This is a genomic window from Variovorax sp. Root318D1 (assembly GCF_001424835.1).
Lineage (GTDB): Bacteria > Pseudomonadota > Gammaproteobacteria > Burkholderiales > Burkholderiaceae_C > Variovorax.
This window is the reverse complement of record NZ_LMCQ01000022.1, coordinates 110621-131681: the sequence shown is the minus strand read 5'-3', so window position 1 is coordinate 131681 and position 21061 is coordinate 110621. Positions and strand designations below refer to the sequence as shown.

The 21061-nt window shown below is 66.9% G+C and carries 14 protein-coding genes; 7 read left to right on the top strand and 7 right to left on the bottom strand.

Annotated features, from left to right (window positions below; all coding sequences use genetic code 11):
* Positions 1 to 45 precede the first annotated feature (45 nt).
* From ASC78_RS20425 to glpD, 3 genes are read right to left on the bottom strand one after another with little or no spacing between them, the layout of a single operon-like run.
* Complete coding sequence (locus tag ASC78_RS20425; protein ID WP_055805405.1) at positions 46 to 1116, bottom strand: ABC transporter ATP-binding protein; 1071 nt, start codon at positions 1114 to 1116, stop codon at positions 46 to 48.
* A gap of 2 nt (positions 1117 to 1118) precedes the next feature.
* Positions 1119 to 2192 carry an ABC transporter ATP-binding protein gene (locus tag ASC78_RS20420; protein WP_055805402.1) on the bottom strand — a complete coding sequence of 358 codons (1074 nt, stop codon included), beginning with the start codon at positions 2190 to 2192 and terminating at the stop codon, positions 1119 to 1121.
* Positions 2192 to 3796, bottom strand: a complete 1605-nt coding sequence (gene glpD / locus ASC78_RS20415; protein ID WP_055805400.1) for a glycerol-3-phosphate dehydrogenase — start codon at positions 3794 to 3796, stop codon at positions 2192 to 2194. The genes ASC78_RS20420 and glpD overlap by 1 nt, the downstream gene beginning before the upstream one ends.
* A 189-nt stretch (positions 3797 to 3985) precedes the next feature.
* On the opposite strand from glpD, the gene ASC78_RS20410 reads away from it, so the two are divergent.
* Complete coding sequence (locus tag ASC78_RS20410; RefSeq protein WP_055805397.1) at positions 3986 to 4753, top strand: DeoR/GlpR family DNA-binding transcription regulator; 768 nt, start codon at positions 3986 to 3988, stop codon at positions 4751 to 4753.
* A 352-nt stretch (positions 4754 to 5105) separates the two neighbouring features.
* The gene (glpK, locus tag ASC78_RS20405) at positions 5106 to 6599 is read left to right on the top strand and encodes a glycerol kinase GlpK (RefSeq protein ID WP_055805395.1); all 1494 of its coding nucleotides are present in this window, start codon (positions 5106 to 5108) and stop codon (positions 6597 to 6599) included.
* 27 nt (positions 6600 to 6626) lie between these two features.
* On the opposite strand, the gene ASC78_RS20400 is transcribed toward glpK, so the two are convergent.
* The 3 genes from ASC78_RS20400 to ASC78_RS20390 all read right to left on the bottom strand — a co-directional run bounded on the left by ASC78_RS20400 (position 6627) and on the right by ASC78_RS20390 (position 11679).
* On the bottom strand, positions 6627 to 7583 hold the full coding sequence (locus ASC78_RS20400) for an alpha-E domain-containing protein (RefSeq protein ID WP_055805393.1): 957 nt from the start codon (positions 7581 to 7583) through the stop codon (positions 6627 to 6629).
* 39 nt (positions 7584 to 7622) lie between these two features.
* Complete coding sequence (locus tag ASC78_RS20395) at positions 7623 to 9122, bottom strand: circularly permuted type 2 ATP-grasp protein (RefSeq protein ID WP_055805392.1); 1500 nt, start codon at positions 9120 to 9122, stop codon at positions 7623 to 7625.
* 79 nt (positions 9123 to 9201) lie between these two features.
* A complete protein-coding gene (locus ASC78_RS20390; protein ID WP_055805390.1) occupies positions 9202 to 11679 on the bottom strand; it encodes a DNA internalization-related competence protein ComEC/Rec2 in 2478 nt (825 codons plus the stop codon).
* Between the two features lie 142 nt (positions 11680 to 11821).
* On the opposite strand from ASC78_RS20390, the gene ASC78_RS20385 reads away from it, so the two are divergent.
* The 5 genes from ASC78_RS20385 to ASC78_RS28095 all read left to right on the top strand — a co-directional run bounded on the left by ASC78_RS20385 (position 11822) and on the right by ASC78_RS28095 (position 20129).
* A complete protein-coding gene (locus ASC78_RS20385) occupies positions 11822 to 15358 on the top strand; it encodes a transglutaminase family protein (RefSeq protein WP_055805386.1) in 3537 nt (1178 codons plus the stop codon).
* An 85-nt stretch (positions 15359 to 15443) separates the two neighbouring features.
* Entirely contained in the window at positions 15444 to 18236 is a 2793-nt protein-coding gene (locus tag ASC78_RS20380; protein WP_055805384.1) for a circularly permuted type 2 ATP-grasp protein, read from the top strand.
* 48 nt (positions 18237 to 18284) lie between these two features.
* On the top strand, positions 18285 to 19265 hold the full coding sequence (locus ASC78_RS20375) for a transglutaminase family protein (protein ID WP_055805379.1): 981 nt from the start codon (positions 18285 to 18287) through the stop codon (positions 19263 to 19265).
* Positions 19262 to 19720 (top strand): RidA family protein, encoded by a 459-nt coding sequence (locus ASC78_RS20370; RefSeq protein WP_055805376.1) that lies wholly within the window; start codon positions 19262 to 19264, stop codon positions 19718 to 19720. Before ASC78_RS20375 ends, ASC78_RS20370 begins: the two co-directional genes overlap by 4 nt.
* Positions 19721 to 19745: 25 nt before the next feature.
* Positions 19746 to 20129, top strand: coding sequence for a hypothetical protein (locus ASC78_RS28095; RefSeq protein WP_235505151.1), 384 nt, complete (start codon positions 19746 to 19748; stop codon positions 20127 to 20129).
* Here the strand turns inward: ASC78_RS28095 and ASC78_RS20365 are convergent.
* Entirely contained in the window at positions 20029 to 21054 is a 1026-nt protein-coding gene (locus ASC78_RS20365; protein ID WP_055805373.1) for a LacI family DNA-binding transcriptional regulator, read from the bottom strand. The two genes, ASC78_RS28095 and ASC78_RS20365, sit on opposite strands and share 101 nt — an antisense overlap.
* Positions 21055 to 21061 lie beyond the last annotated feature (7 nt).

Below are 21061 nucleotides of genomic sequence, written 5' to 3'. Positions count from 1 at the left end.
TCCGCACTGCGATGCGAGCTTGCTTGGGGCGGCCCGGCGCAGCGCTCATGCCACCAGCTCCTCGTCCTTGTAGTAGCAGGTGTGGCTGTCGAGCACCCGCAACCACACGGTGTCGCCCACCGCCGGCGGCTCGTCGTCCGAATTCAGCCGCACCTTGATCACGCTGCCATCGACTTGCGCGCTCAGCATGGCGTGCGTGCCGACGTCCTGCACCTGCTTCACCACGGCGGGCACGGCACCGGCGGCTCCCGCGTTCGAAAGGCGCAGGTACTCGGGCCGGATGCCGATCTTCAGCGCGCCCTGCGGAAGCTCGCGCGTGGGCACGAGCGGCGTACCCGCGACCTCGAGCGCGCCGTTCGTGTTCTTCGCCGAAAGAAAGTTCATGCCCGGCGAGCCGATGAAGTGGCCGACGAAGGTATGTGCGGGACGCTCGAACAGCGCCTCGGCGCTGCCCACCTGCACGGCCTTGCCGCGCGTCATCACCACCACCTCTTCGGCGAAGGTGAGCGCCTCGATCTGGTCGTGCGTGACGTAGATCAGCGTGAGCTTGAGTTCGCGGTGAATCTGCTTGAGCTTGCGGCGCAGTTGCCACTTGAGGTGCGGGTCGATCACCGTCAGCGGCTCGTCGAACAGCACGGCCGACACGTCGCTGCGCACCAGCCCCCGGCCGAGCGAAATCTTCTGCTTGGCATCGGCCGCGAGGCCCGCCGCCCGGTGGTTGAGCTGGCCGCTCATATCGAGCATCTCGGCGATCTCGCCCACGCGCTTCTTGATCTGGTCCTCAGGCACCTTGCGGTTGCGCAGCGGGAACGCGAGGTTCTCAGCCACGGTCATGGTGTCGTAGATCACCGGGAACTGGAACACCTGCGCGATGTTGCGCTCCTGCGGCGTGGCGCGCGTCATGTCGCGGCCGTCGAACGTCACCGTGCCCTGCGAAGGCACGAGCAAGCCCGAGATGATGTTGAGCATGGTGGTCTTGCCGCAGCCCGAGGGGCCGAGCAAGGCATAGGCGCCGCCATCGCGAAAGCTCATCTTGAGCGGCAGCAGCGCATAGTCGCTGTCCTGCGTGGGGTTGGGTCGGTAGGCGTGAGCCAGATCGAGATCGATGCGTGCCATAGCTAGATTCCTTTGCGCCATGCCGGCGCGAGCGCCAGCTTTTCGCCGGCATCGAACACATAGGCTTGCGATGCGCTGAAGTACAGCGTGATCGGCGTGCCCAATTCGAAGCGGTGCACCCCCGTGAGCTGCGCCACCAGTTCGCCGACCGCCGTGTCCACGTGCACGAAGGTGTCGGAGCCCGAGATTTCAGCCAGTTCCACCTTGCCCGGCAACGCAATGTCGCCCTCTCCCGCATCCACGTTCAATGCGCTAGCGCGCAGGCCGACCGTGACCGGGCCCGAGACGTTCTCCGGCACTGCGAGTGCCAGCGCAGGACCTCCGGCCATCTGAACGCGCCCGGCCGTCGCCGTACCCGGCAAGAGATTCATCGGCGGATCGCTGAATGCGCGCGCCACGCGCAGCGATTGCGGCGCATGGAACACTTCGGCGGTGGGGCCGTACTGCAGCAGTTCGCCCGCATCCATCACGGCCGTGTAGCCGCCGAGCAGCAGCGCCTCGCCGGGTTCGGTGGTGGCGTAGATCACCGTCGAATCGCCGGTGGCGAACAGTTGCGTGAGCTCTTCGCGCAGGCCTTCGCGAAGTTTGTAGTCGAGGTTCACCAGCGGCTCGTCGAGCAGCATCAGCGGCGCATTCTTCGCCAGAGCGCGCGCCAGCGCCACGCGCTGCTGCTGCCCGCCCGACAGCTCGGCCGGCAGGCGGTCCAGGAACATGCCGATGTGCAGCTTGTCGGCCAGCGCCTTCACGCGCGCATCGATGTTCTTCTCGCCGCGCAGCTTGAGCGGCGAGGCGATGTTGTCGGCCACCTTGAGCGACGGATAGTTGATGAACTGCTGGTACACCATGGCCACGTTGCGCTCGCGCACCGGCATGCCGGTCACGTCCTTGCCGTCGACCAGCACCTTGCCCGTGCTGGGCGTGTCCAGGCCCGCCATCAGGCGCATCAGGCTGGTCTTGCCGGCCTGGGTGGCGCCCAGCAGCACGGTGACCGCACCGCTCCTGGGGGCAATGCTCTGCTCGTAGAGCCAGGTTTGCGCGCCGACCTTCTTGGTGACGCGCTCCAGAGTCAATTGCATCAGCGCTTCCCGTTGATCATGTAGAGGTTGTTCTTTGCGCCCGCCTGCAGCCAGTCGGCCACCTGCTGGCGCTCTTCGGTCGTGTAGCGCAGGCCGAGCTTCGACCGCCGCCAGAGCACGTCGTCTGCGCTAATGGCCCATTCCTGTTCTTGCAGAAAGCGCAGTTCGCGCTCGTGAAGTCCCGGCGCGACGGCATCGCCCATGTCGGCCATCGCCTCTGCATCGCCAAGCAGTTCGGCCACGCGTGCGCCATAGGCACGTGCCAGACGCCGCGCGAGCGTGGCATCGAGCCATGGATAGCGAGCCTGCACCGCGGCCACGAAGCGTTCGAAATCGTCGTCGGGCCGCGTGGCTGCGCCGATCCACGCCGACAGATCGCCGCCGGCCAGGAAGGCGCCGTCGGTCCATGGCGGGCGCTGCGCGCTCGACTGGCCGAGCATCTTCCCAACCTCGTCGGCCGCGTCTTCGGCCAGCTTGCGGAAGGTCGTGATCTTGCCGCCCCACACCGACAAGAGCGGCGCCGCTGCGGTGTTGGACTCGAGCATGTAGTCGCGCGTGACGGCAGACGGGTCGCCCGACGCATCGTCGAGCAGCGGGCGCACGCCCGAATAGGTCCAGACCACGTCGGCCGGCTTGATCGGCTTCTCGAAATAGCGGCTCGCCTGCATGCAGAGATACGCAATCTCTTCCTCGGCAATGCGCGCCGCGCCGGGATCGTCGCCGTTCAGTTCGATGTCGGTGGTGCCGATCAGCGTGAACTCGTCCTGGTAGGGAATCGCGAAGATGATCCGCTTGTCGGGGTTCTGGAAGATGTAGGCATGGTCATGCTCGAACAGGCGCGGCACCACGATGTGGCTGCCCTTGACCAGCCGCAGGTGGCGGGTGGCCAGCACTTCGCCCTTGGCCGATTGCGCTACGCCGCGCAGAAACGATTCGGCCCACGGCCCCGCGGCATTGACCACGGCGCGGGCGCGCACCACGCGAATGCCGCCGTCCGCGGCTTCGAGCGTGGCGGTCCAACCGTCGGCGTCGCGCTGCGCATGAACACAGCGGGTGCGCGTGAGCACCTCGGCACCGCGCGCCCTGGCATCGATGGCGTTGAGGACCACCAGCCGCGCATCGTCGACCCAGCCGTCCGAATAGACGAAGCCGCGCTTGAATTGCGGCTTGAGCGGCGCACCGGCCACATGGCTACGGAGGTCGATGCCGCGCGAGCCCGGCAGCACTTCGCGCTTGGCAAGATGGTCGTACATGAAGAGGCCGATGCGGATCATCCAGCCCGGCCGCATCGACGGGTCGTGCGGCATGACGAAGCGCAGCGGCCACATGATGTGCGGCGCGCTCTTGAGCAGCACCTCGCGCTCCTGCAGCGCCTTGCGTACGAGCGAGAACTCGTAATACTCCAGGTAGCGCAGCCCGCCGTGGATGAGCTTGGTCGATGAGGAAGACGTGTGCGAGGCGAGATCGTCCTTTTCGCACAGCACCACCCGCCAGCCCCGGCCCGCCAGGTCGCGCGCAATGCCGCAGCCATTGATACCGCCACCGACGATCAACACGTCGCAATCGGTGGCTGGCAGAGGCGGATTGGAGGAGAAATCGCTCACAGAAAATGGGCCCGTTGATCGTGACTTCGGTCACGGAAGGGCGCCATTGTATTTTCGAGTTTTTTCATTTGGGTTCCTTTTGACGCGATTTTCCTCCGAGTTTTCCCTTAGAAATCTTCGTTTTCTTTCGCTTTAAAGTGGCACGGCCCGTACTCTCCAAAGAGTCTTCACGTTCTTTGCGACGCCCCTGTGAACTCCAATCCGCGCCAGATCAACCTTCTCGATACCGTGCGCACGCGCGGCTCCGTCACCGTCGAGCAGCTGGCCGACATGCTGGGCGTCACGCTGCAAACAGTGCGGCGCGACGTGCAGCGGCTGGCCGACGAAGGCCTGCTGACGCGCTTTCACGGCGGCGTTCGCGTGCCGAGTTCCACCACCGAGAACATCGGCTACCAGCAGCGCGAAACGCTGAATGCCGAAGGCAAGGCGCGCATCGCGCGGCGCGTGGCCGAACTGGTGCCCAACGACTGCTCGCTGATCCTCAACATCGGCACCACCACCGAAGCCATTGCCAAGGCGCTGATGCGCCACACGGGCCTGCGCGTGATCACCAACAACCTGAACGTGGCGACCATCCTGAGCGGCAACACGTCGTGCGAAGTGATCGTGGCGGGCGGTTCGGTGCGGCCGCGCGACCGTGCGATCGTGGGCGAGGCGACGATCGATTTCATCCGCCAGTTCAAGGTCGACATCGCGCTGATCGGTGTTTCAAGCATCGAGGCCGACGGGTCATTGCGCGACTTCGATTTGCGCGAAGTGAAAGTGGCACAAACCATCATCGCGCAGGCCCGCGAGGTTTGGCTCGCGGCGGATGCGAGCAAATTCAATCGGCCGGCGATGATTGAGCTGGGCACGCTCTCGCAGATCGACCGGCTGTTTACCGACTCGGAACCGCCGCCGCCATTTGCCGACCTGCTGCATGCGGCTCAGGTTCGGCTTGAGATTGCGCGTGGTTGAGATCAGGGCGCGCTCCCGCCGACGGGGTACCTTTCTCCGCGAATGTCCCCCGGCCTGCGGCCTCCTCCTTTATTTCGCTGCGCAAGGCACCCCATCGACGTGAGCGTTGCACAGAGCGGTGGTTGATCAGCGGAGCACCAGCAGCGTGCCCAGGTGCACAGGGCGCCGGGTGCTCCCCGCAGCGAAACAAAGGAGGAGCTGCGGGAGCCGAAGGCGGGGGACATTCGCGGAGGGGAGTACCCGGTGGCCTGTACACGCGCCCTGAACAACAGCACCCTGAAACAGCGGCAGCCAAACTACACCGTCAAGAACACAAGTCAAGCATGACCAGACTCCAAGGAACACCCAAGCCATGACCTACCTGCTAGCACTCGACCAGGGCACTTCGAGCTCACGCAGCATCGTGTTCGACCGCGAAGGCCACATCGTCGCCATCGCGCAGAAGGAACTCACACAGATCTATCCGCAACCCGGTTGGGTCGAGCATGACCCGATGGAGATCTGGAACAGCCAGTTGGCCACCGCGCGCGAAGTGCTCGTCAAGGCCAAGCTCCAGCCCGCGGACATCCATGCCATCGGCATCACCAACCAGCGCGAGACCACCGTGCTGTGGAACCGCAAGACCGGCCAGCCGGTGCATCACGCCATCGTCTGGCAAGACCGTCGTGCCGAGCCGCTTTGCGCAAAGCTGCGCGACGAAGGCATGACCGGCACCATCCAGGAAAAAACCGGGCTGGTCATTGACGCGTATTTTTCCGGTACCAAGCTGCGCTGGCTGCTCGACAACGTACCCGGCGCTCGCGCCCAGGCCGAGCGCGGCGAACTCGCCTTCGGCACCGTCGACAGCTGGCTCATGTGGCAGCTCACCGGCGGCAAGGTGCATGTGACAGACGTGAGCAACGCTTCTCGCACGATGCTCTTCAACGTGCACCGCAACGAGTGGGATGCAGACCTGCTCAAGTTGCTGGACATTCCCACTGCGCTCATGCCGAAGGTGCAGCCTTCGAGCTCGCACTTTGCCGATACCGATGCCGCCCTGCTCGGCCGCGCACTGCCCATCGGCGGCGTGGCCGGCGACCAGCAGAGCGCCCTCTTCGGCCAGGCCTGCTTCGCGGCCGGCATGGCCAAGAACACCTACGGCACCGGCTGCTTCCTGCTGATGCACACGGGCGCCGCGTTCCAGCCCTCGCACAACGGCCTGCTCGTGACCAGCGCCGCGCAGACCGACGCCACGCCGCAGTACGCGATGGAAGGCAGCGTCTTCGTCGGCGGCGCCGTGGTGCAGTGGCTGCGCGACGGGCTCAAGGCCATCAAGGGCAGCGCCGAAGTGCAGTCGCTCGCCGAGAGCGTCCCCGACGCGGGCGGCGTGATGATGGTGCCAGCCTTCACGGGTCTCGGCGCGCCCTACTGGAACGCCGATGCACGCGGCACCATCACCGGCCTCACGCGCGGAACCACCGTGGCGCACATCGCACGCGCTGCGCTGGAGAGCATCGCCTACCAGAGCGCCGCACTGCTGCAAGCCATGAGTCGCGATGCGGTCGCTGCCGGTGGCACTCCAGTGGCCGAACTGCGCGTGGATGGCGGCGCGAGCGTGAACGACCTGCTGATGCAGTTCCAGGCCGACCTGCTGGGTATTCCTGTGGTGCGGCCCGAAGTGATCGAGACCACCGCGCTGGGCGCCGCCTACCTCGCGGGCCTCTCGACCGGCGTCTACAGCGACGCGCGCCAGCTCTCGAAGCTGTGGAAAGTGGAGCGCCGCTTCATGCCGACCATGGGTCGCGCGCAAGCCGAGGAATCGATGGCCCGCTGGGAGCGGGCGGTACGGCAGGCCACCGCCACCTGAGGCGCATCGGTTCGCGGTTCTTCTTTACTACTGCGCCGGAACCAGGAAGTCCTGGCTGATTCGCCCGCCGAGCTCGTTCACGCGGTCGAGGAACTGCGTGAGGTACGCATGCAGCCCGGTGGCCAGAATTTCGTCGACACGCGCGTACTGCAGGTCAGCCAGCAGCTTGCCCGCACGGCGCTGGGTTTCGGCGCTTTGTTCATTCTGCACCTTGGCGAGGTTGTTCACCACCTCGACCAGGCTCGCGTGCAGCGAACGCGGCATGTCGGCGCGAAGAATAAGCAACTCGGCCACGCGCTCGGGCTTGATGACGTCGCGGTACACCTTGCGGTACACCTCGAAGGCCGAGACGCTGCGCAGGATGGCGCTCCAATGATAGAAGTCGTACTCCTGGTCTTCCTCGGTGGCGGTGCCGAAGAACTCGCTGTTGAGGGCGTGAAACTTCACGTCCACCAGCCGCGCGGTGTTGTCGGCGCGCTCCAGGAAGGTGCCAAGGCGCGAGAAGTAAAAAGCCTCGTCCTGCAGCATGGTGCCCAGCGTGACGCCGCGTGAGAGGTGCGAGCGGAACTTGACCCATTCGAAGAACTGGGCCGGGTCGCGCTCGAAGTCTCCGGCGCGCAGCATGCGGTTGACTTCGAGCCAGGTGGTGTTCTGCGTTTCCCAGGCCTCGGTGGTGAGCGCGCCGCGAACCGCGCGTGCGTTTTCGCGCGCGGCCTTGAGGCAGGAGACGATCGAGGACGGATTGCTCTCGTCCTTGACCATGAACTCCATGACCTCGTTGGGCGTGATCTGCTCGTACTTCTTGTTGTACGACGGCAGCAGCTCGCTGATGGAAAGCACGCCCTGCCACCCGTACTTGGCCACTTCGGCCGATTGGGGCAGGAGCGAGGTCTGGTAATTGACGTCGAGCATGCGCGCGGTGTTTTCCGCGCGCTCGGTGTAGCGCGACATCCAGTAGAGGTGGTCGGCAGTGCGTGACAGCATCGTTTGTTCTCCTGATTCCTTGCTTGCTTGCCTGCTGCGCTAGGCCGATTGCGTTTGACTTTGCGACTGCGTCGCTTTCGGCTTGGCGCCGCGGTCCGCCTCGAGGATCCAGGTGTCCTTGGTGCCGCCGCCTTGCGACGAATTGACCACCAGCGAGCCTTCCTTGAGCGCCACGCGCGTGAGGCCGCCGGGCACCATCTGCACTTCCTTGCCCGAGAGGACGAAGGGGCGCAGGTCGATGTGGCGTGGCGCAATGCCGGCGTCGACAAAAGTCGGCGACGTGGAAAGGCTCAGCGTGGGCTGCGCGATGTAGCCGTCGGGCTTGGCAATCACGGCTTTCTTGAAGTCTTCGATCTCGGCCTGCGTGGCCGCCGGGCCGATCAGCATGCCGTAGCCGCCGGCGCCGTGCACCTCCTTGACGACCAGGTCCTTCATGTTGTCGAGCGTGTACTGCAGCTCGTCCTTGTTGCGGCACATGTAGGTGGGCACGTTCTTCAGGATCGGCTGCTCGCCGAGGTAGAACTCGATCATCTTGGGCACGTAGGGGTAGATCGACTTGTCGTCGGCCACGCCGGTACCCACCGCATTGCAGATGACGACATTGCCGTCGCGGTAGGCGCGCATCAGGCCGGCGCAACCGAGGGTGGACGTGGGGCGGAACACTTCCGGGTCGAGAAAATCGTCGTCGACCCGGCGGTAGATCACGTCCACGCGCTTCGGCCCGCGCGTGGTGCGCATATAGACGAAGTTGTCGCGCACGAACAGATCTTGCCCCTCGACCAGTTCCACGCCCATCTGCTGGGCGAGGAAGGCGTGCTCGAAGTACGCGCTGTTGTACATGCCGGGGGTCAGCACCACCACCGTGGGCTCGGCCGTGGCGGCCGGCGCGCTGGCGCGCAGGGTTTCGAGCAGCAGGTCGGGGTAATGCGCCACGGGCGCGATGCGGTTCTGGTTGAACAGCTCGGGGAAGAGCCGCATCATCATCTTGCGGTTTTCCAGCATGTAGCTCACGCCGCTGGGCACGCGCAGGTTGTCTTCGAGCACGTAATACTCGCCGTTGCCCTGGGCGTCGGGGGCCCGGACGATGTCGATGCCCGAGATGTTCGAGTAGACGTCGTGCGGCACGCTGACGCCCATCATTTCAGGGCGGAACTGCGCGTTGTTCAAAATCTGCTCGGCCGGAATGATGCCGGCCTTGATGATTTCCTGGTCGTGGTAGACGTCATGCAGGAAGCGGTTGAGCGCCGTGACGCGCTGCACAAGCCCCTTTTCCATGCTCTCCCACTCGTGGGCGGGAATGATGCGCGGCAGCAGGTCGAACGGTATGAGCCGCTCGGTACCGGAACCGTCCTCGTCCTTGGCGCCGTACACCGCAAAGGTGATACCGACCCGGCGGAAAATCATTTCCGCCTCCTCGCGACGCGCCCGCATCACCTCGCCGGGTTGCTTCGCAAGCCATTGGTCGTAGCGCTTGTAGTGTTGCCTGATCGCAGCCCCCGCATAGGGCAACTGCTCATACATCTCATCGAATTTGTGCATGGAACGACCAATCTCCTTGAGCCATAGCTTAGCAAGTTCGAGGCCAGTGAAAGCCCTATGTTGGCGCGGCCGCGCGTCTTCAAGGCAGGCGATGGTGCCAGTAACGGGCCTGGCGCTCTCGTTCGCAGCCGACCTCGGCCGGCGCCCGGCTGTGCCAAGAAGCGGCGCCGCAGGGCACGTTTTCCACCAGCCGCACACCGTGCGCGGCATAGCGCCCGACCACCTCCGGCGCCGGATGGCCGAAGCGGTTGCGATAGCCCGCCTGGACCAGGGCCATGCGCGGGCGCACCGCTCCCAGCAGCGCGTCGCTCGACGAGGTCTTGCTCCCGTGGTGCGGGGCGAGCAGCACGTCGGCCTGCAGCGCCGGGGTTCGCGAGACCAGCGCTGCTTCCTGCAGGCGCTCGATGTCGCCGGCGAGCAGCACGGTGGCGCGGCCGTTGGCGACGCGCAGTACGCAAGAGACGGCATTGGGCTTGGTGAAGGAAAGGTAGTCGGCGGCCACGGGATGCAGGATTTCGAAATCCACGCCATCCCAGGTCCAGCGCTGCCCGGCTTCGCAACGCCGGGCCGCGCGCATCGACTGCAGCGGGTGCGTGGCTTCCATCGAGCTCAGCAGCGTCGCTTGCGGCTGCATTGCAAGCACTGCGGCCGCGCCGCCGGTGTGATCGCTGTCGCGGTGGCTCAGCAGCAGCATGTCCAGGCGTTCGTCGAAGGCGCGCAGCAAGGGAACGAGCACGCGATGGCCGGCGTCGCTCTCCAGGCTGTAGCGCGGCCCGGCGTCGTATAGCAGGCTGTGCGTAGCGGTGCGCACCAGGACCGCGTTGCCCTGCCCGATGTCCGCGGCCAGAAGTTCGAACTCCCCTGCAGCCGGTCGCGGCGCTTGCCACAGCAGCACCGGCAACACAAACGGCAGGCCGAGCAGGCGCACCGACCACGGCAGGCGCATGGCCAGCAGCACGCCCCCCGCCACGCCAAAGCCGGCCATCCAGACCGGGGGAGCCGCCATCGACAACGTGGCATAGGGCAAGGCGCCAAGCCACTTCAGCAGCACAGCCAGCGCCTGCACAGCCCACGCGGCGATGTCCCAGAGAGGTGCCACGACGGCGCCCAGCATGGCCAGGGGCGTGATCACCACCGTCACCCATGGAATTGCGACCGCGTTGGCCAACAAGCCCACCACCGACACTTGCTGAAAGAGCAGCAGGCTGAGCGGGGTGAGTGCCAGCGTGATTACCCATTGCTCGCGAAAAAACGCGAGCAGCCGGAGCGATAGCCTCGTCTTCTCGTCGGCAGGCCCCATGAAGCCGGTCGTGAACAGCACGCCGACCGCAACGAAGCTGAGCCAGAAGCCCGCCTGCATCAAGGCCCAGGGGTCGACAACCACCACCACCGCCGCGATCAGCAGCCAGACATGCGGCCAGGGCCAGCGCCGCCCCGTGAGCCGCAGCAGTGCCGCGGTGGCCAGCATCCAGACCGTGCGCTGCGAGGGCACGCCCCAGCCGCTGAAAAGCGCATAGAGCCCGGCCAGCAGCACGCCGCCAACCAACGCCGCCTGCGGTGCGGGAAAGCGCAGCATCAGCCGGCCGCTGCGGCGCCACAACGCGCCGACCACGTGCGCCGCGAGCCAGGCGAACATGGTGATGTGCAACCCCGAGATCGACATCAGGTGCGCCACGCCGGTGGCGCGAAAAACGTCCCAGTCGCTGCGCTCGATGGCGCCTTGGTCACCGGTGACGAGAGCGGCGATCACGCCCGCCTGCCGGGTGTCGGCCACGCGCTCGAACACCGCATCGCGCACCGCCTCGCGCGCCCGTTCGAGCGGGTGCTGCCAAGTGGTCTGCAAGCGCTCCGGCGCCGCGTCGCGGGCACCCGTTCGCACATAGCCGCTGGCATGCACGCCCTGCTCCCAGAGCCACAGTTCGCTGTCGAACCCATGCGGATTGAGATTGCCGTGCGGGGCCTTGAGACGAACCGTGAGGCGCCAGCGCTCGCCCGCATGCAACGGGCCGGCCGTCTCTCGCTTGGACGCGGTTCGCCCTTCCGGCGCACGCCCCCAGAGACTGGTGTCGTCGTGGTACCAGCCAAGCGCAATGCGTGCCGGCACGCGCGGCGGCAATGCGTTGGATTCATCGGCCCAGCGCGCCGATTCCACGTCGAGCCGAAAACGCGTGCCGCCCTCGTTGCGCTGGGGCATTTGCGCCACAACGCCGACCACCCGCAGGTCGCGCCCTTCGAGGGCCGGGTCCAGTGCGCCCTTCGCATAGGCGGCGGCGCGCCAGCCTGCAAGTCCGCCGCCAGCGAAAGTTCCACAGGCCAGGGCCGCGATCATCGGAAGCCAGGCCAGCACGCGCCACGCACGAGGCCGTTGATACCTCAGACGCCATCGCCCCGAAAGCAGGCCCAGCCCTGCGAGTCCTGCAAGGAACAACGCCGCATAAGCACCCGCGCTCCACAGCCGCGCCTGCTGCAACTGCAATGCAGCGCCGAGCAGCGTTCCGCTCAGCGCTACGAAGGCCCACGACCCGGCCGCGACGACACCGGACGCACGCGCCGCCATCAACGGCAAACTCCGGAACACATGATGCAAACCCTCCCAGGCCCACGCTCAATGGCGCGTTAATTGCTTTGCTTCTCGGCTAGTATGCGTCTCACAAGAGACATCTTTTCGATGCAATCTCGCAGTACTGCACACAAAACGCATGTCCATTCACGCCGCACTCCACCACGTCACCCATTACAAATACGACCGCCTCGTGCAGTTGGGCCCACAGGTCGTGCGCCTGCGGCCCGCGCCGCATTGCCGCAGCAAGGTCATTTCGTATTCGCTGCAGGTCGAGCCGGCCGATCACTTCGTCAACTGGATGCAGGACCCGTTCGCCAACTACCAGGCGCGGCTCGTGTTTCCCGAAAAGACGCGTGAGTTCAAGGTCACGGTCGACCTCGTGGTCGAGATGGCGGTCTACAACCCGTTCGACTTTTTTCTCGAACCGCAGGCCGAGAACTTTCCGTTCAAGTACACCGCCTCGCAGGCCGAGGAGCTCGCGCCCTACCTCGTCACCGAGGAGCCCACACCGCTGCTGTCGGCCTACCTCGACAAGATCGAGCGCAAGGAACAGCGCACCATCGACTTCCTGGTCGGCCTCAACCAGCAAGTCCAGCAAGACGTCAACTACCTGATCCGCATGGAGCCCGGCGTGCAGACGCCGGAAGAAACGCTCACCAACGGCAGCGGCTCGTGCCGCGATTCGGGCTGGCTGCTGGTTCAGCTACTGCGCCATTGCGGCCTGGCGGCACGCTTCGTCTCGGGCTACCTGATCCAGCTCACGCCGGACGTGAAGGCGCTCGACGGCCCGAGCGGCACCACGGTCGACTTCACCGATCTGCACGCCTGGTGCGAAGTGTTCCTGCCGGGCGCGGGATGGGTCGGGCTCGATGCCACGTCGGGCCTGCTGGCCGGCGAGGGCCACATCCCGCTCGCCTGCACGCCCACGCCTTCGAGCGCCGCGCCCATCGAAGGCGGCGTCGATGAAGCCGAGGTCGATTTCGGCCATGAAATGAAGGTCACGCGCATCTACGAATCGCCGCGCGTGACCAAGCCCTACACCGAAGAGCAGTGGGCCGAGGTGCTGGCGCTCGGCGACGCGGTCGATGCGCGCCTCACGGCCGGCGACGTGCGGCTCACGATGGGCGGCGAGCCCACCTACGTGGCCACCAGCGACCGCGACGCGCCCGAGTGGAACACCGATGCGCTCGGCCCCACCAAGCGCGGCTATGCCACCGAACTCGTCCACAAGCTGCGCGCCGAATACGGCCATGGCGGTTTCCTTCACTTCGGCCAGGGCAAGTGGTATCCAGGCGAGCAGCTGCCGCGCTGGGCGCTTTCTATCTTCTGGCGCGCCGACGGCCAGACGCTCTGGCACGACGCCGAGCTCTTTGCCGACGAGCGCGTACCCACGCACTACACGAGCGAAGACGCACGCCGCTTCACCACCGTGCTGGCACACAAGCTCGGCATCACCGAGCGCTACGTGCAGGCTGGCTACGAAGACGTTTATTACTACCTCTGGCGCGAACGCCGGCTGCCGGTCAACGTCGACCCCTTCGAATCGAAGCTCGACGACGAGCTCGAGCGGGTTCGCCTGCGCCGCGTGTTCACGCAAAAGCTCGATGCCGTCATTGGCTACATGCTGCCGCTCGAACCGGCCAATGCCGATGTCGACGCACCGGCGCTCGAAGGCCCGGGCTGGAAAACCGGCCCCTGGTTCCTGCGCGACGACCGGCTCTACCTGATCCCGGGCGACTCGCCCATGGGCTATCGCCTGCCGCTCGATTCGCAGCCATGGGCCAGCAAGGGCGACTACCCCTACCTGGTCGAGCGCGACCCGACCGCGCCGCGCGCAGCCCTGCCGAGTTCGTCCGACTACCGTGCGCGGTATGCCGTGCCCGCGAGCGGAGCCATGGGCGCCGACCTCGGCACCGTGCCCTATGAATTCGGGGCGCCGCCCGTGGTGCCAGCGGCGCTGCGCATGCAGGCTCCGGGCGGCCGTGGAACCGCCGCTGGCGATGCAGCGGCAGGCGAAGGCAAGACACCGGCCGAAGCAGCCGATCGCTCCGCAGCTCCGGCCGCGCGCCAGCCCCTGCGCGGCGAATCGGCCCATTGGGTCACGCGCACGGCGCTGTGCGTCGAAGTGCGCGACCCACGGCGCGCCAACGGCCCCACGGCCGAGAAAAAGGGCAGCGCCTCGGGCGTGCTCTACGTCTTCATGCCGCCGCTCGCGCGCCTGGAAGATTACTTGGACCTCGTCGCGGCTGTCGAGGCCACGGCGCAGCAGCTGGGCATGCGCATCGTGATGGAAGGCTACCCGCCGCCGCGCGACCCGCGCCTGAAGATGCTGGCCGTCACTCCCGATCCGGGGGTGATCGAAGTCAACATCCACCCGGCCCACAGCTGGAAGGAACTGGTCGACCACACCGAGTTTCTCTACAACGCTGCGTTCGAAACCCGCCTCTCGGCCGAGAAGTTCATGACCGACGGGCGCCACACCGGCACCGGCGGCGGCAACCACTTCGTGATGGGCGGCGCCACGCCTGCGGACAGCCCGTTCCTGCGCCGGCCCGAGCTGCTTGCGAGCCTCTTGCTCTACTGGCACAACCATCCGTCGCTGAGCTACCTGTTCTCGGGCATGTTCATTGGCCCGACCAGCCAGGCGCCGCGCGTGGATGAGGCGCGCAACGACCAGGTCTACGAGCTCGAAATCGCCCTGCAGGAAATCGCGAAGAACCGCGAGATCTATGGCCAGAACATGCCGGCGTGGCTGGTCGACCGCACGCTGCGCAACATCCTGATCGACGTGTCGGGCAACACGCACCGCAGCGAGTTCTGCATCGACAAGCTCTATTCGCCCGACTCCAGCACCGGCCGCCTGGGCCTCCTGGAATTGCGCGCCTTCGAGATGCCGCCGCACGCGCGCATGAGCATTGCGCAGCAGTTGCTCATCCGCGCGCTGGTGGCGCGTTTCTGGGACGACCCGTACAAAGCCCCCGTCACCCGATGGGGCACCGAGCTGCACGACCGCTTCCTGCTGCCCACCTTCGTCAAGATGGACTTCGACGACGTGATCAGCGAGATGCGCCAAGCCGGCTTCGGGTTCGACATCGATTGGTTCGCGCCGCATTTCGAGTTCCGCTTTCCGCTGGTGGGCCAGGTGCGGGCCATGGGCGTGGAGCTCTCGCTGCGCAACGCGCTCGAACCCTGGCATGTGATGGGCGAGGAAGGCTCGGCCGGCGGCACGGTGCGCTATGTCGACTCGTCGCTCGAACGCATCGAGGTGCGCGTGACCGGCCTGAACGAGAGCCGCCACGTGATCACCGTCAACGGCAAGGTGCTGCCGCTGCAGCCCACCGGCACCGTGGGCGAGTTTGTCGCAGGCGTGCGCTACAAGGCATGGAACCCGCCTTCAGCGCTGCATCCGAGCATCGACGCGCATGCGCCGCTGACCTTCGACATCGTCGACACCTGGATGAAGCGCTCGCTCGGCGGCTGCCAGTATTTCGTCGCCCACCCGGGCGGGCGCAACTACGATACCTTCCCGGTCAATGCCTACGAAGCGGAAAGCCGACGCATGTCGCGCTTCACCGAGATGGGCCATACGCCCGGCCTGATGCGCACGCCGCCGGCCACCATCGAGCTCGCGGGCAGCCGCGAATTCCCGTTCACGCTGGACTTGCGGCGCTGAGCACTGGCATTAAAAGGGCGCAAAGGGACATTTGGCACATTGCCCGTCACCCGACCCGTGACGGCAATGTGACAATCCACATCCTGTGGAACCTTTGAACGAATCCCTGTTCGACGCCCAGGCGCTGGAATATCCAGCCGCCCTGGCGTCGGCGCTCGCCCCGGCCGCCCTGCCCGGCCACTTCGACGAGCTGCGCGGCGAGGCCACGCCCGCGGCGCCGGCGCGGCCTGTCGTGGGCATGCCGCCGATGGCGCCGATGGCGCCTTTGCTCTACGACGCCGCGGCGGAGCGCCCGGTGGCGGTGCCGGGTACGCAGGCCCAATTCCAGACGCAGACGCAGACGCAGACCCAGGGCCAGACGCAAACGCCAACGCAAATGCCGGCTCCGGCTGCCCAGCAACCACAGCCCTCCAGCGAAAAGCCGCCCCTCACGCCCGCCTGGAACGCCTTCTTCGACCAGCTCGGCCAGGGTGGCTTCGGCGACCTGCCAAGGCGCGCGGTCAGCCTGGAGCGGCAGATCCGGGACAACGGCGTCACCTACAACGTCTATGCCGACGCCAACGGGCCGCAGCGTCCCTGGTCGCTCGACCTGTTTCCGCTGATCGTCTCGCCCGAGAGCTGGAGCCAGATCGAAACCGGCGTTCTTCAGCGCGTGCGCGTGCTCGATCGCGTGATGGCCGACGTCTACGGTCCGCAGCAGTTGCTGGCCGAAGGCCTGCTGCCCGCGGCGCTGGTGCGCGGCCATCCCGGTTACCTGCGCGCCCTTCACGGCGTGAAGCCGCCGGGCGACACATGGCTGCACATTGCGGCCTTCGACCTCGCCCGCGGTCCCGACGGCAACTGGTGGGTGGTATCGCAGCGCACCCAGGCGCCGTCGGGGCTGGGCTACCTGCTGGAGAACCGGCTGGCCATTGCGCGCCAGTTTCCGCAGGCCTTCGAGGCGCTGCAAGTGCAGCGCCTGGCCGCCACCTACAGCGCCATGATGGACGGCCTGCAACACATGTGCCCGGCCGGCTCACCCCCGCACATCGCGCTGCTGACGCCCGGCCCCTACAACGAGACCTACTTCGAGCACGCGTACCTCGCACGCTACCTGGGCGTGACGCTTGTCGAGGGCAGCGACCTCACCGTACGCGACCAGCGGCTCTATCTCAAGACCTTGCAAGGACTGCGGCCGGTGCACGGGCTCATCAAGCGGCTGGACGACCAGTTCCTCGATCCGCTCGAACTGCGTCCCGATTCCACGCTCGGCGTGCCGGGCCTGCTGCAGGCCATTCGCGCCGGCAACGTGCTGGTGGCCAACATGCCGGGCTCGGCGTTTCTCGAATCGCCCGCGCTGCTGGGCTTCCTGCCCGGCCTCGCGCGCCGCCTCATCGGCGAAAAGCTCAAGCTGCCGGCGTTGCCGACCTGGTGGTGCGGCGAGCGCGCAGCGCTCGAAGCGGTGCTGCCGCAGCTCGGCGATTGCGCCATCAAGCCCACCTACCCCGGCTCCGACGGGCAGACCAGCTTCGACGCGGTGCTGGGCAGCCGGTTGAGCCGGCGCCAGCTCGACGAATGGGCCGGCCGCATCGTGCGCGAGGGCGAAGCCCACACGATCCAGAGCTATCTGCCGCTGTCGCAGATGCCCACCTGGGCCAGCGACATGGGCCCGGGCCATATCGCGCCGCGCGCAGTGCTGCTGCGCGTCTTCGCGGTGAGCGACGGCGCGCAGTCCTGGCGCGTGCTGCCTGGCGGGCTGGCACGGCTCGCGGGGCGCGACGCGCAAATCGCCTCCATGCAGCGCGGCGGCAGCAGCGCCGACGTGTGGGTGCAGACGCACGGCGAGGTCGACCGCACCACGCTGCTGCAGCCGCATGCCACGCCCGCCTCGCTTGCGCGGCACCGTGCGCCCGTGACCAGCCGCGCGGCCGAGAACATGTTCTGGCTCGGCCGCTACACCGAGCGCGCGGAAAACGCAGTACGCCTCGCGCGCCTCACGCTCAACCTGCTGGGCAGCGAAGACCAGTCGTCGCGGCCGCTGCTCGACTGGCTGCACCACATGGCGCTGCGCAATGCGCTGGTGCCGGCCGAAGTGCCCAGCGCGCCGCAGTCGCGCCGTGTGTTCGAGCGCGCGCTGATCGCCGAGCTCGGCGATGTCGAGCGCGGCGGCAGCGTCGGCTTCAGCCTGCGCTGCATCCGGCAGGCGGCCGCCGCAGTACGCGAGCGGCTGTCGCAGGACAACTGGAACCAGATCGTGCGCGCCGAAGCCGAGTTTCTGCGGCGCGCAGCCGAGCAGGCCGGCGAAGGCAGCTTTGCCACCGGCGCTGCGCTGCGCGCGCTCGAATCCGCCAGCACCGCGCTGGCTGCCATGACCGGCGCGCAGACCGACCGCATGACGCGCGACGACGCCTGGCGCCTGCTGTCGATCGGCCGCCACATCGAGCGGCTGGGCTTTCTTGCCAGCGCGCTCGAAGCCGGTTTCGAGAACGGTGCGGTGCATGAAGTGAGCGGGTTCGAGGCCATGGTGGCGCTATTCGACAGCACCATCACCTTTCACGCCCGCTACCAGCAGCGGCGCGACGTGGCTACGCTGGTCGACCTGCTGGTGCTCGACGCCGAGAATCCGCGCTCCCTCGCATGGGTCACGCAAACGCTGCGCGGGCGCATTGCGCGGCTGGCCGGCAGTGCGCCGGGCAAGCTCACCGCGCTGTCATACGAACTGCCCGATCCGGCCAGCTGGACTCTCGAGCATCTCTGCGCCGCGGGAACCGAGGCAAACTATCCCGCGCTGCTTGAACTTCTGGCAAATTGCGAGACGGCGGCCTACCATGTGTCCGACGCCATCGGGACGCGCTACTTCACGCTCACCTCGGAATCGCTGCGCTCCGTCGGGGCCTGATAACGCGCCCCCGCGAGGTTGCAACCGAAGCAGCCAAAGAGAAATTTCATGCTCCTTCACGTCACGCACGAAACCCGCTATGAGTATTCGCCCCCGGTCGAAACGGCGCAGCACCTGGCCCACCTGAGGCCGCTGGCCACCGACTCGCAGCGGCTCGTGAGCCACAAGCTCGCCATCGAACCGCAGCCCGCGCAGCGCAGCGAGCAGCCCGATGTCTACGGCAACACGCGCGCGTTCTTCGCACTCGAATCCACGCACGACAGCCTCGTCGTCACGGCCGAAAGCGTGGTTGAAACGTCGACGCCCCTGCTGGCCGCGGGCATTGCTCTCGACATGCCCTGGGAGACCGTGCGCGAGCGCTTCCGCTATCGCAAGGACGCCACCTTCGATCCAGCCTCGGAGTTCGTTTTTCCGTCGCCCTACGTGCCGCGCCACGGCGACTTCGCGGCCTATGCGCGCGCGAGTTTCGCGCCCGAGCGGCCAACCTTCGACGTGGCCATGGACCTCACCGAGCGCATGTACCGCGACTTCGCCTACGACGCCGACAGCACCGAGATCAACACGCCCGCGGTGGAGGCCCTGGCGCAGCGCAAGGGCGTGTGCCAGGACTTCGCGCACATCATGATCGCCTGCTTCCGGGCGATGGGCCTGCCGGCGCGCTACGTGAGCGGCTACCTGCTCACCCAGCCGCCGCCGGGCCGGCCGCGACTGGTGGGCGCCGATGCCTCGCACGCCTGGGTTTCGGTGTACCTGCCAAGCGAAGACGAGGGCCCGGACAGTGCCGGCGGCTGGGCCGAATTCGATCCCACCAACGGCCGCCAGCCCGGCGAAGACTATGTGGCGCTCGCCATCGGCCGCGACTATTCCGACGTCTCGCCCATGCGCGGTGTGCTGCACGGCGGCGCGCGCCACACACTCAAGGTGGGCGTGACGGTGCGGCCGATCGAAGAATTGCGGACGCAGGCCGCGGAGGCGGCGCAGTCACAATCGCACATCCAATCGCAACCCTCGGACAAGGACTTCCAATGAGCGTTTACGACAAGCTTTCCAGCCTCGGCATCACCCTGCCGCCGGTCGCCGCCCCCGCAGCGGCCTACGTGCCCTTCGTGCGCACCGGCAACCTCGTTTTTCTCTCGGGCCACATTGCCAAGAAAGACGGCAAGGTCTGGACCGGCCAGCTCGGCGCCAACATCAGCACCGAAGAAGGCAAACAGGCCGCACGTGCCATTGCCATCGACCTGCTGGGCACGCTGCATGCGGCCGTCGGCGACTTGAACAAGATCACTCGCATCGTCAAGGTCATGAGCCTGGTCAACTCCGTGGGCACGTTCACTGAACAGCACCTGGTGACCAACGGCGCGAGCGAGCTGTTTGCCGAAGTGTTCGGCGCCGAAAAGGGTTCGCATGCGCGCAGCGCGTTCGGCGTGGCGCAAGTGCCGCTGGGTGCCTGTGTCGAGATCGACCTGGTCGCGGAAGTCGGCTGAGCGCTCCCGCACAGGCGACGACACCATGAGCGTGCAGGCCCTGCGCTCGTCCTTCGGCAACAACTGCCACTGGTGCGGGTTGCCAATGGACTTTGCGGAGCCTCGCAGCGCGCCGGAGTCGGCCACCATCGAGCACCTGAACGACTCGACGCTGGGCGGCGTGCGCAAGCAGAAGCACCGCCGCCTCTCCCACGCGATCTGCAACCAGGCTCGCAACGAGTTCAAGCTGCAGGCCGAACGCGGTTTCCAGCGCTGGATTGCAGAGCGTGTCGAGACTGCTGCCCTCGCCCGTGTCACGAATCAACCCCTCATGCCGGCCGAGACGAGCCCCGCACCACCAGTTGTCCCGGCAGCAGCAGTTGCCGCGGCGCTGCATCCAGCCCCTGCAACCGTTCGATCAGGCACGTAGCGGCCGCTCGGCCGATGGCGTCGGTCGGCTGCGCCACGGTGCTCAGTCCCGGGCCGATCAGCGAGGCCCATTCGGGATCGTCGAAACCGACGAAGCCCAGGTCTTTTCCGAATTGCCAACCCAGCCGTGCCATCGATTGCGCGATGCGCAGCGTGACCACCGCATTGCCTGCAACCACTGCGGCGCGGCGCCCTCGCTTGACGCGCTGCCGCAACGCGCGCAAGGCTTGGTCCAGCGCATCGCTGTCGCCCTCCACGCTCTCGAACACCTCGCCCGCTACCCGCGGCTCGTGCGCGGCCACGCAGGCACCGAAGGCGGCCGTGCGTTCACGCCGCGAGCTCACGCCCTTCTGCGGCTCGGTCACGTAGAGCAGCTCTCGATAGCCGCCGTCGACCAGGTGGCCGCAGGTGTCGCGCATGGCCGAATCGTTGTCGAGCGAGACGAAATCGGTGTGCATGCCGGCGTGGCGCCGGTCGACCAGCACCGCGGGCTTGCCGTGCAGCGTGACCGCATCCACCACGTTGTTGCCCCGGCCCAGCGTGTTGAGGATGAAGCCATCGACCTGGTAGCCTGCGAGCGCATCGATGGCCTCGCGCTCGCGTTCGCTCTCGTTGCCCAGGTTGAACAGCATCACGAGGTAGCCGGCGTCCTGGCAAGCTTTCTCGGCCCCTCGCAGCACCGCTACCGAATAGGGGTTGGTGATGTCCGCCACGATCAGGCCGATGAGCCGCGAGCGCCCATGACTCAGCGCCTGCGCCATCGGGCTCGGCGTGTAAGCCAGCTTGGCGATGGCCGCCTCCACGCGCGCCGCGATGTCGCGGCTCAGGAGGCGGTCGCGGTGGTTGAGAAAACGCGAGACGGTGGCCTTGGAAACGCCTGCCACCTTGGCGACGTCGGCGATGGTGGCTCGGCCCGCGGGGTTCATGGGCGGC

Excerpts from the sequence above, each read along its gene's own strand:
- ASC78_RS20425 (WP_055805405.1), bottom strand. The coding sequence starts at position 1,116 with ATGGCACGCATCGATCTCGATCTGGCTCACGCCTACCGACCCAACCCC.
- ASC78_RS20420 (WP_055805402.1), bottom strand. The coding sequence starts at position 2,192 with ATGCAATTGACTCTGGAGCGCGTCACCAAGAAGGTCGGCGCGCAAACC.
- glpK (WP_055805395.1), top strand. The coding sequence starts at position 5,106 with ATGACCTACCTGCTAGCACTCGACCAGGGCACTTCGAGCTCACGCAGC.
- ASC78_RS20400 (WP_055805393.1), bottom strand. The coding sequence starts at position 7,583 with ATGCTGTCACGCACTGCCGACCACCTCTACTGGATGTCGCGCTACACC.
- ASC78_RS20395 (WP_055805392.1), bottom strand. The coding sequence starts at position 9,122 with ATGCACAAATTCGATGAGATGTATGAGCAGTTGCCCTATGCGGGGGCT.
- ASC78_RS20390 (WP_055805390.1), bottom strand. The coding sequence starts at position 11,679 with ATGGCGGCGCGTGCGTCCGGTGTCGTCGCGGCCGGGTCGTGGGCCTTC.
- ASC78_RS20385 (WP_055805386.1), top strand. The coding sequence starts at position 11,822 with ATGTCCATTCACGCCGCACTCCACCACGTCACCCATTACAAATACGAC.
- ASC78_RS20375 (WP_055805379.1), top strand. The coding sequence starts at position 18,285 with ATGCTCCTTCACGTCACGCACGAAACCCGCTATGAGTATTCGCCCCCG.
- ASC78_RS20370 (WP_055805376.1), top strand. The coding sequence starts at position 19,262 with ATGAGCGTTTACGACAAGCTTTCCAGCCTCGGCATCACCCTGCCGCCG.
- ASC78_RS28095 (WP_235505151.1), top strand. The coding sequence starts at position 19,746 with ATGAGCGTGCAGGCCCTGCGCTCGTCCTTCGGCAACAACTGCCACTGG.
- ASC78_RS20365 (WP_055805373.1), bottom strand. The coding sequence starts at position 21,054 with ATGAACCCCGCGGGCCGAGCCACCATCGCCGACGTCGCCAAGGTGGCA.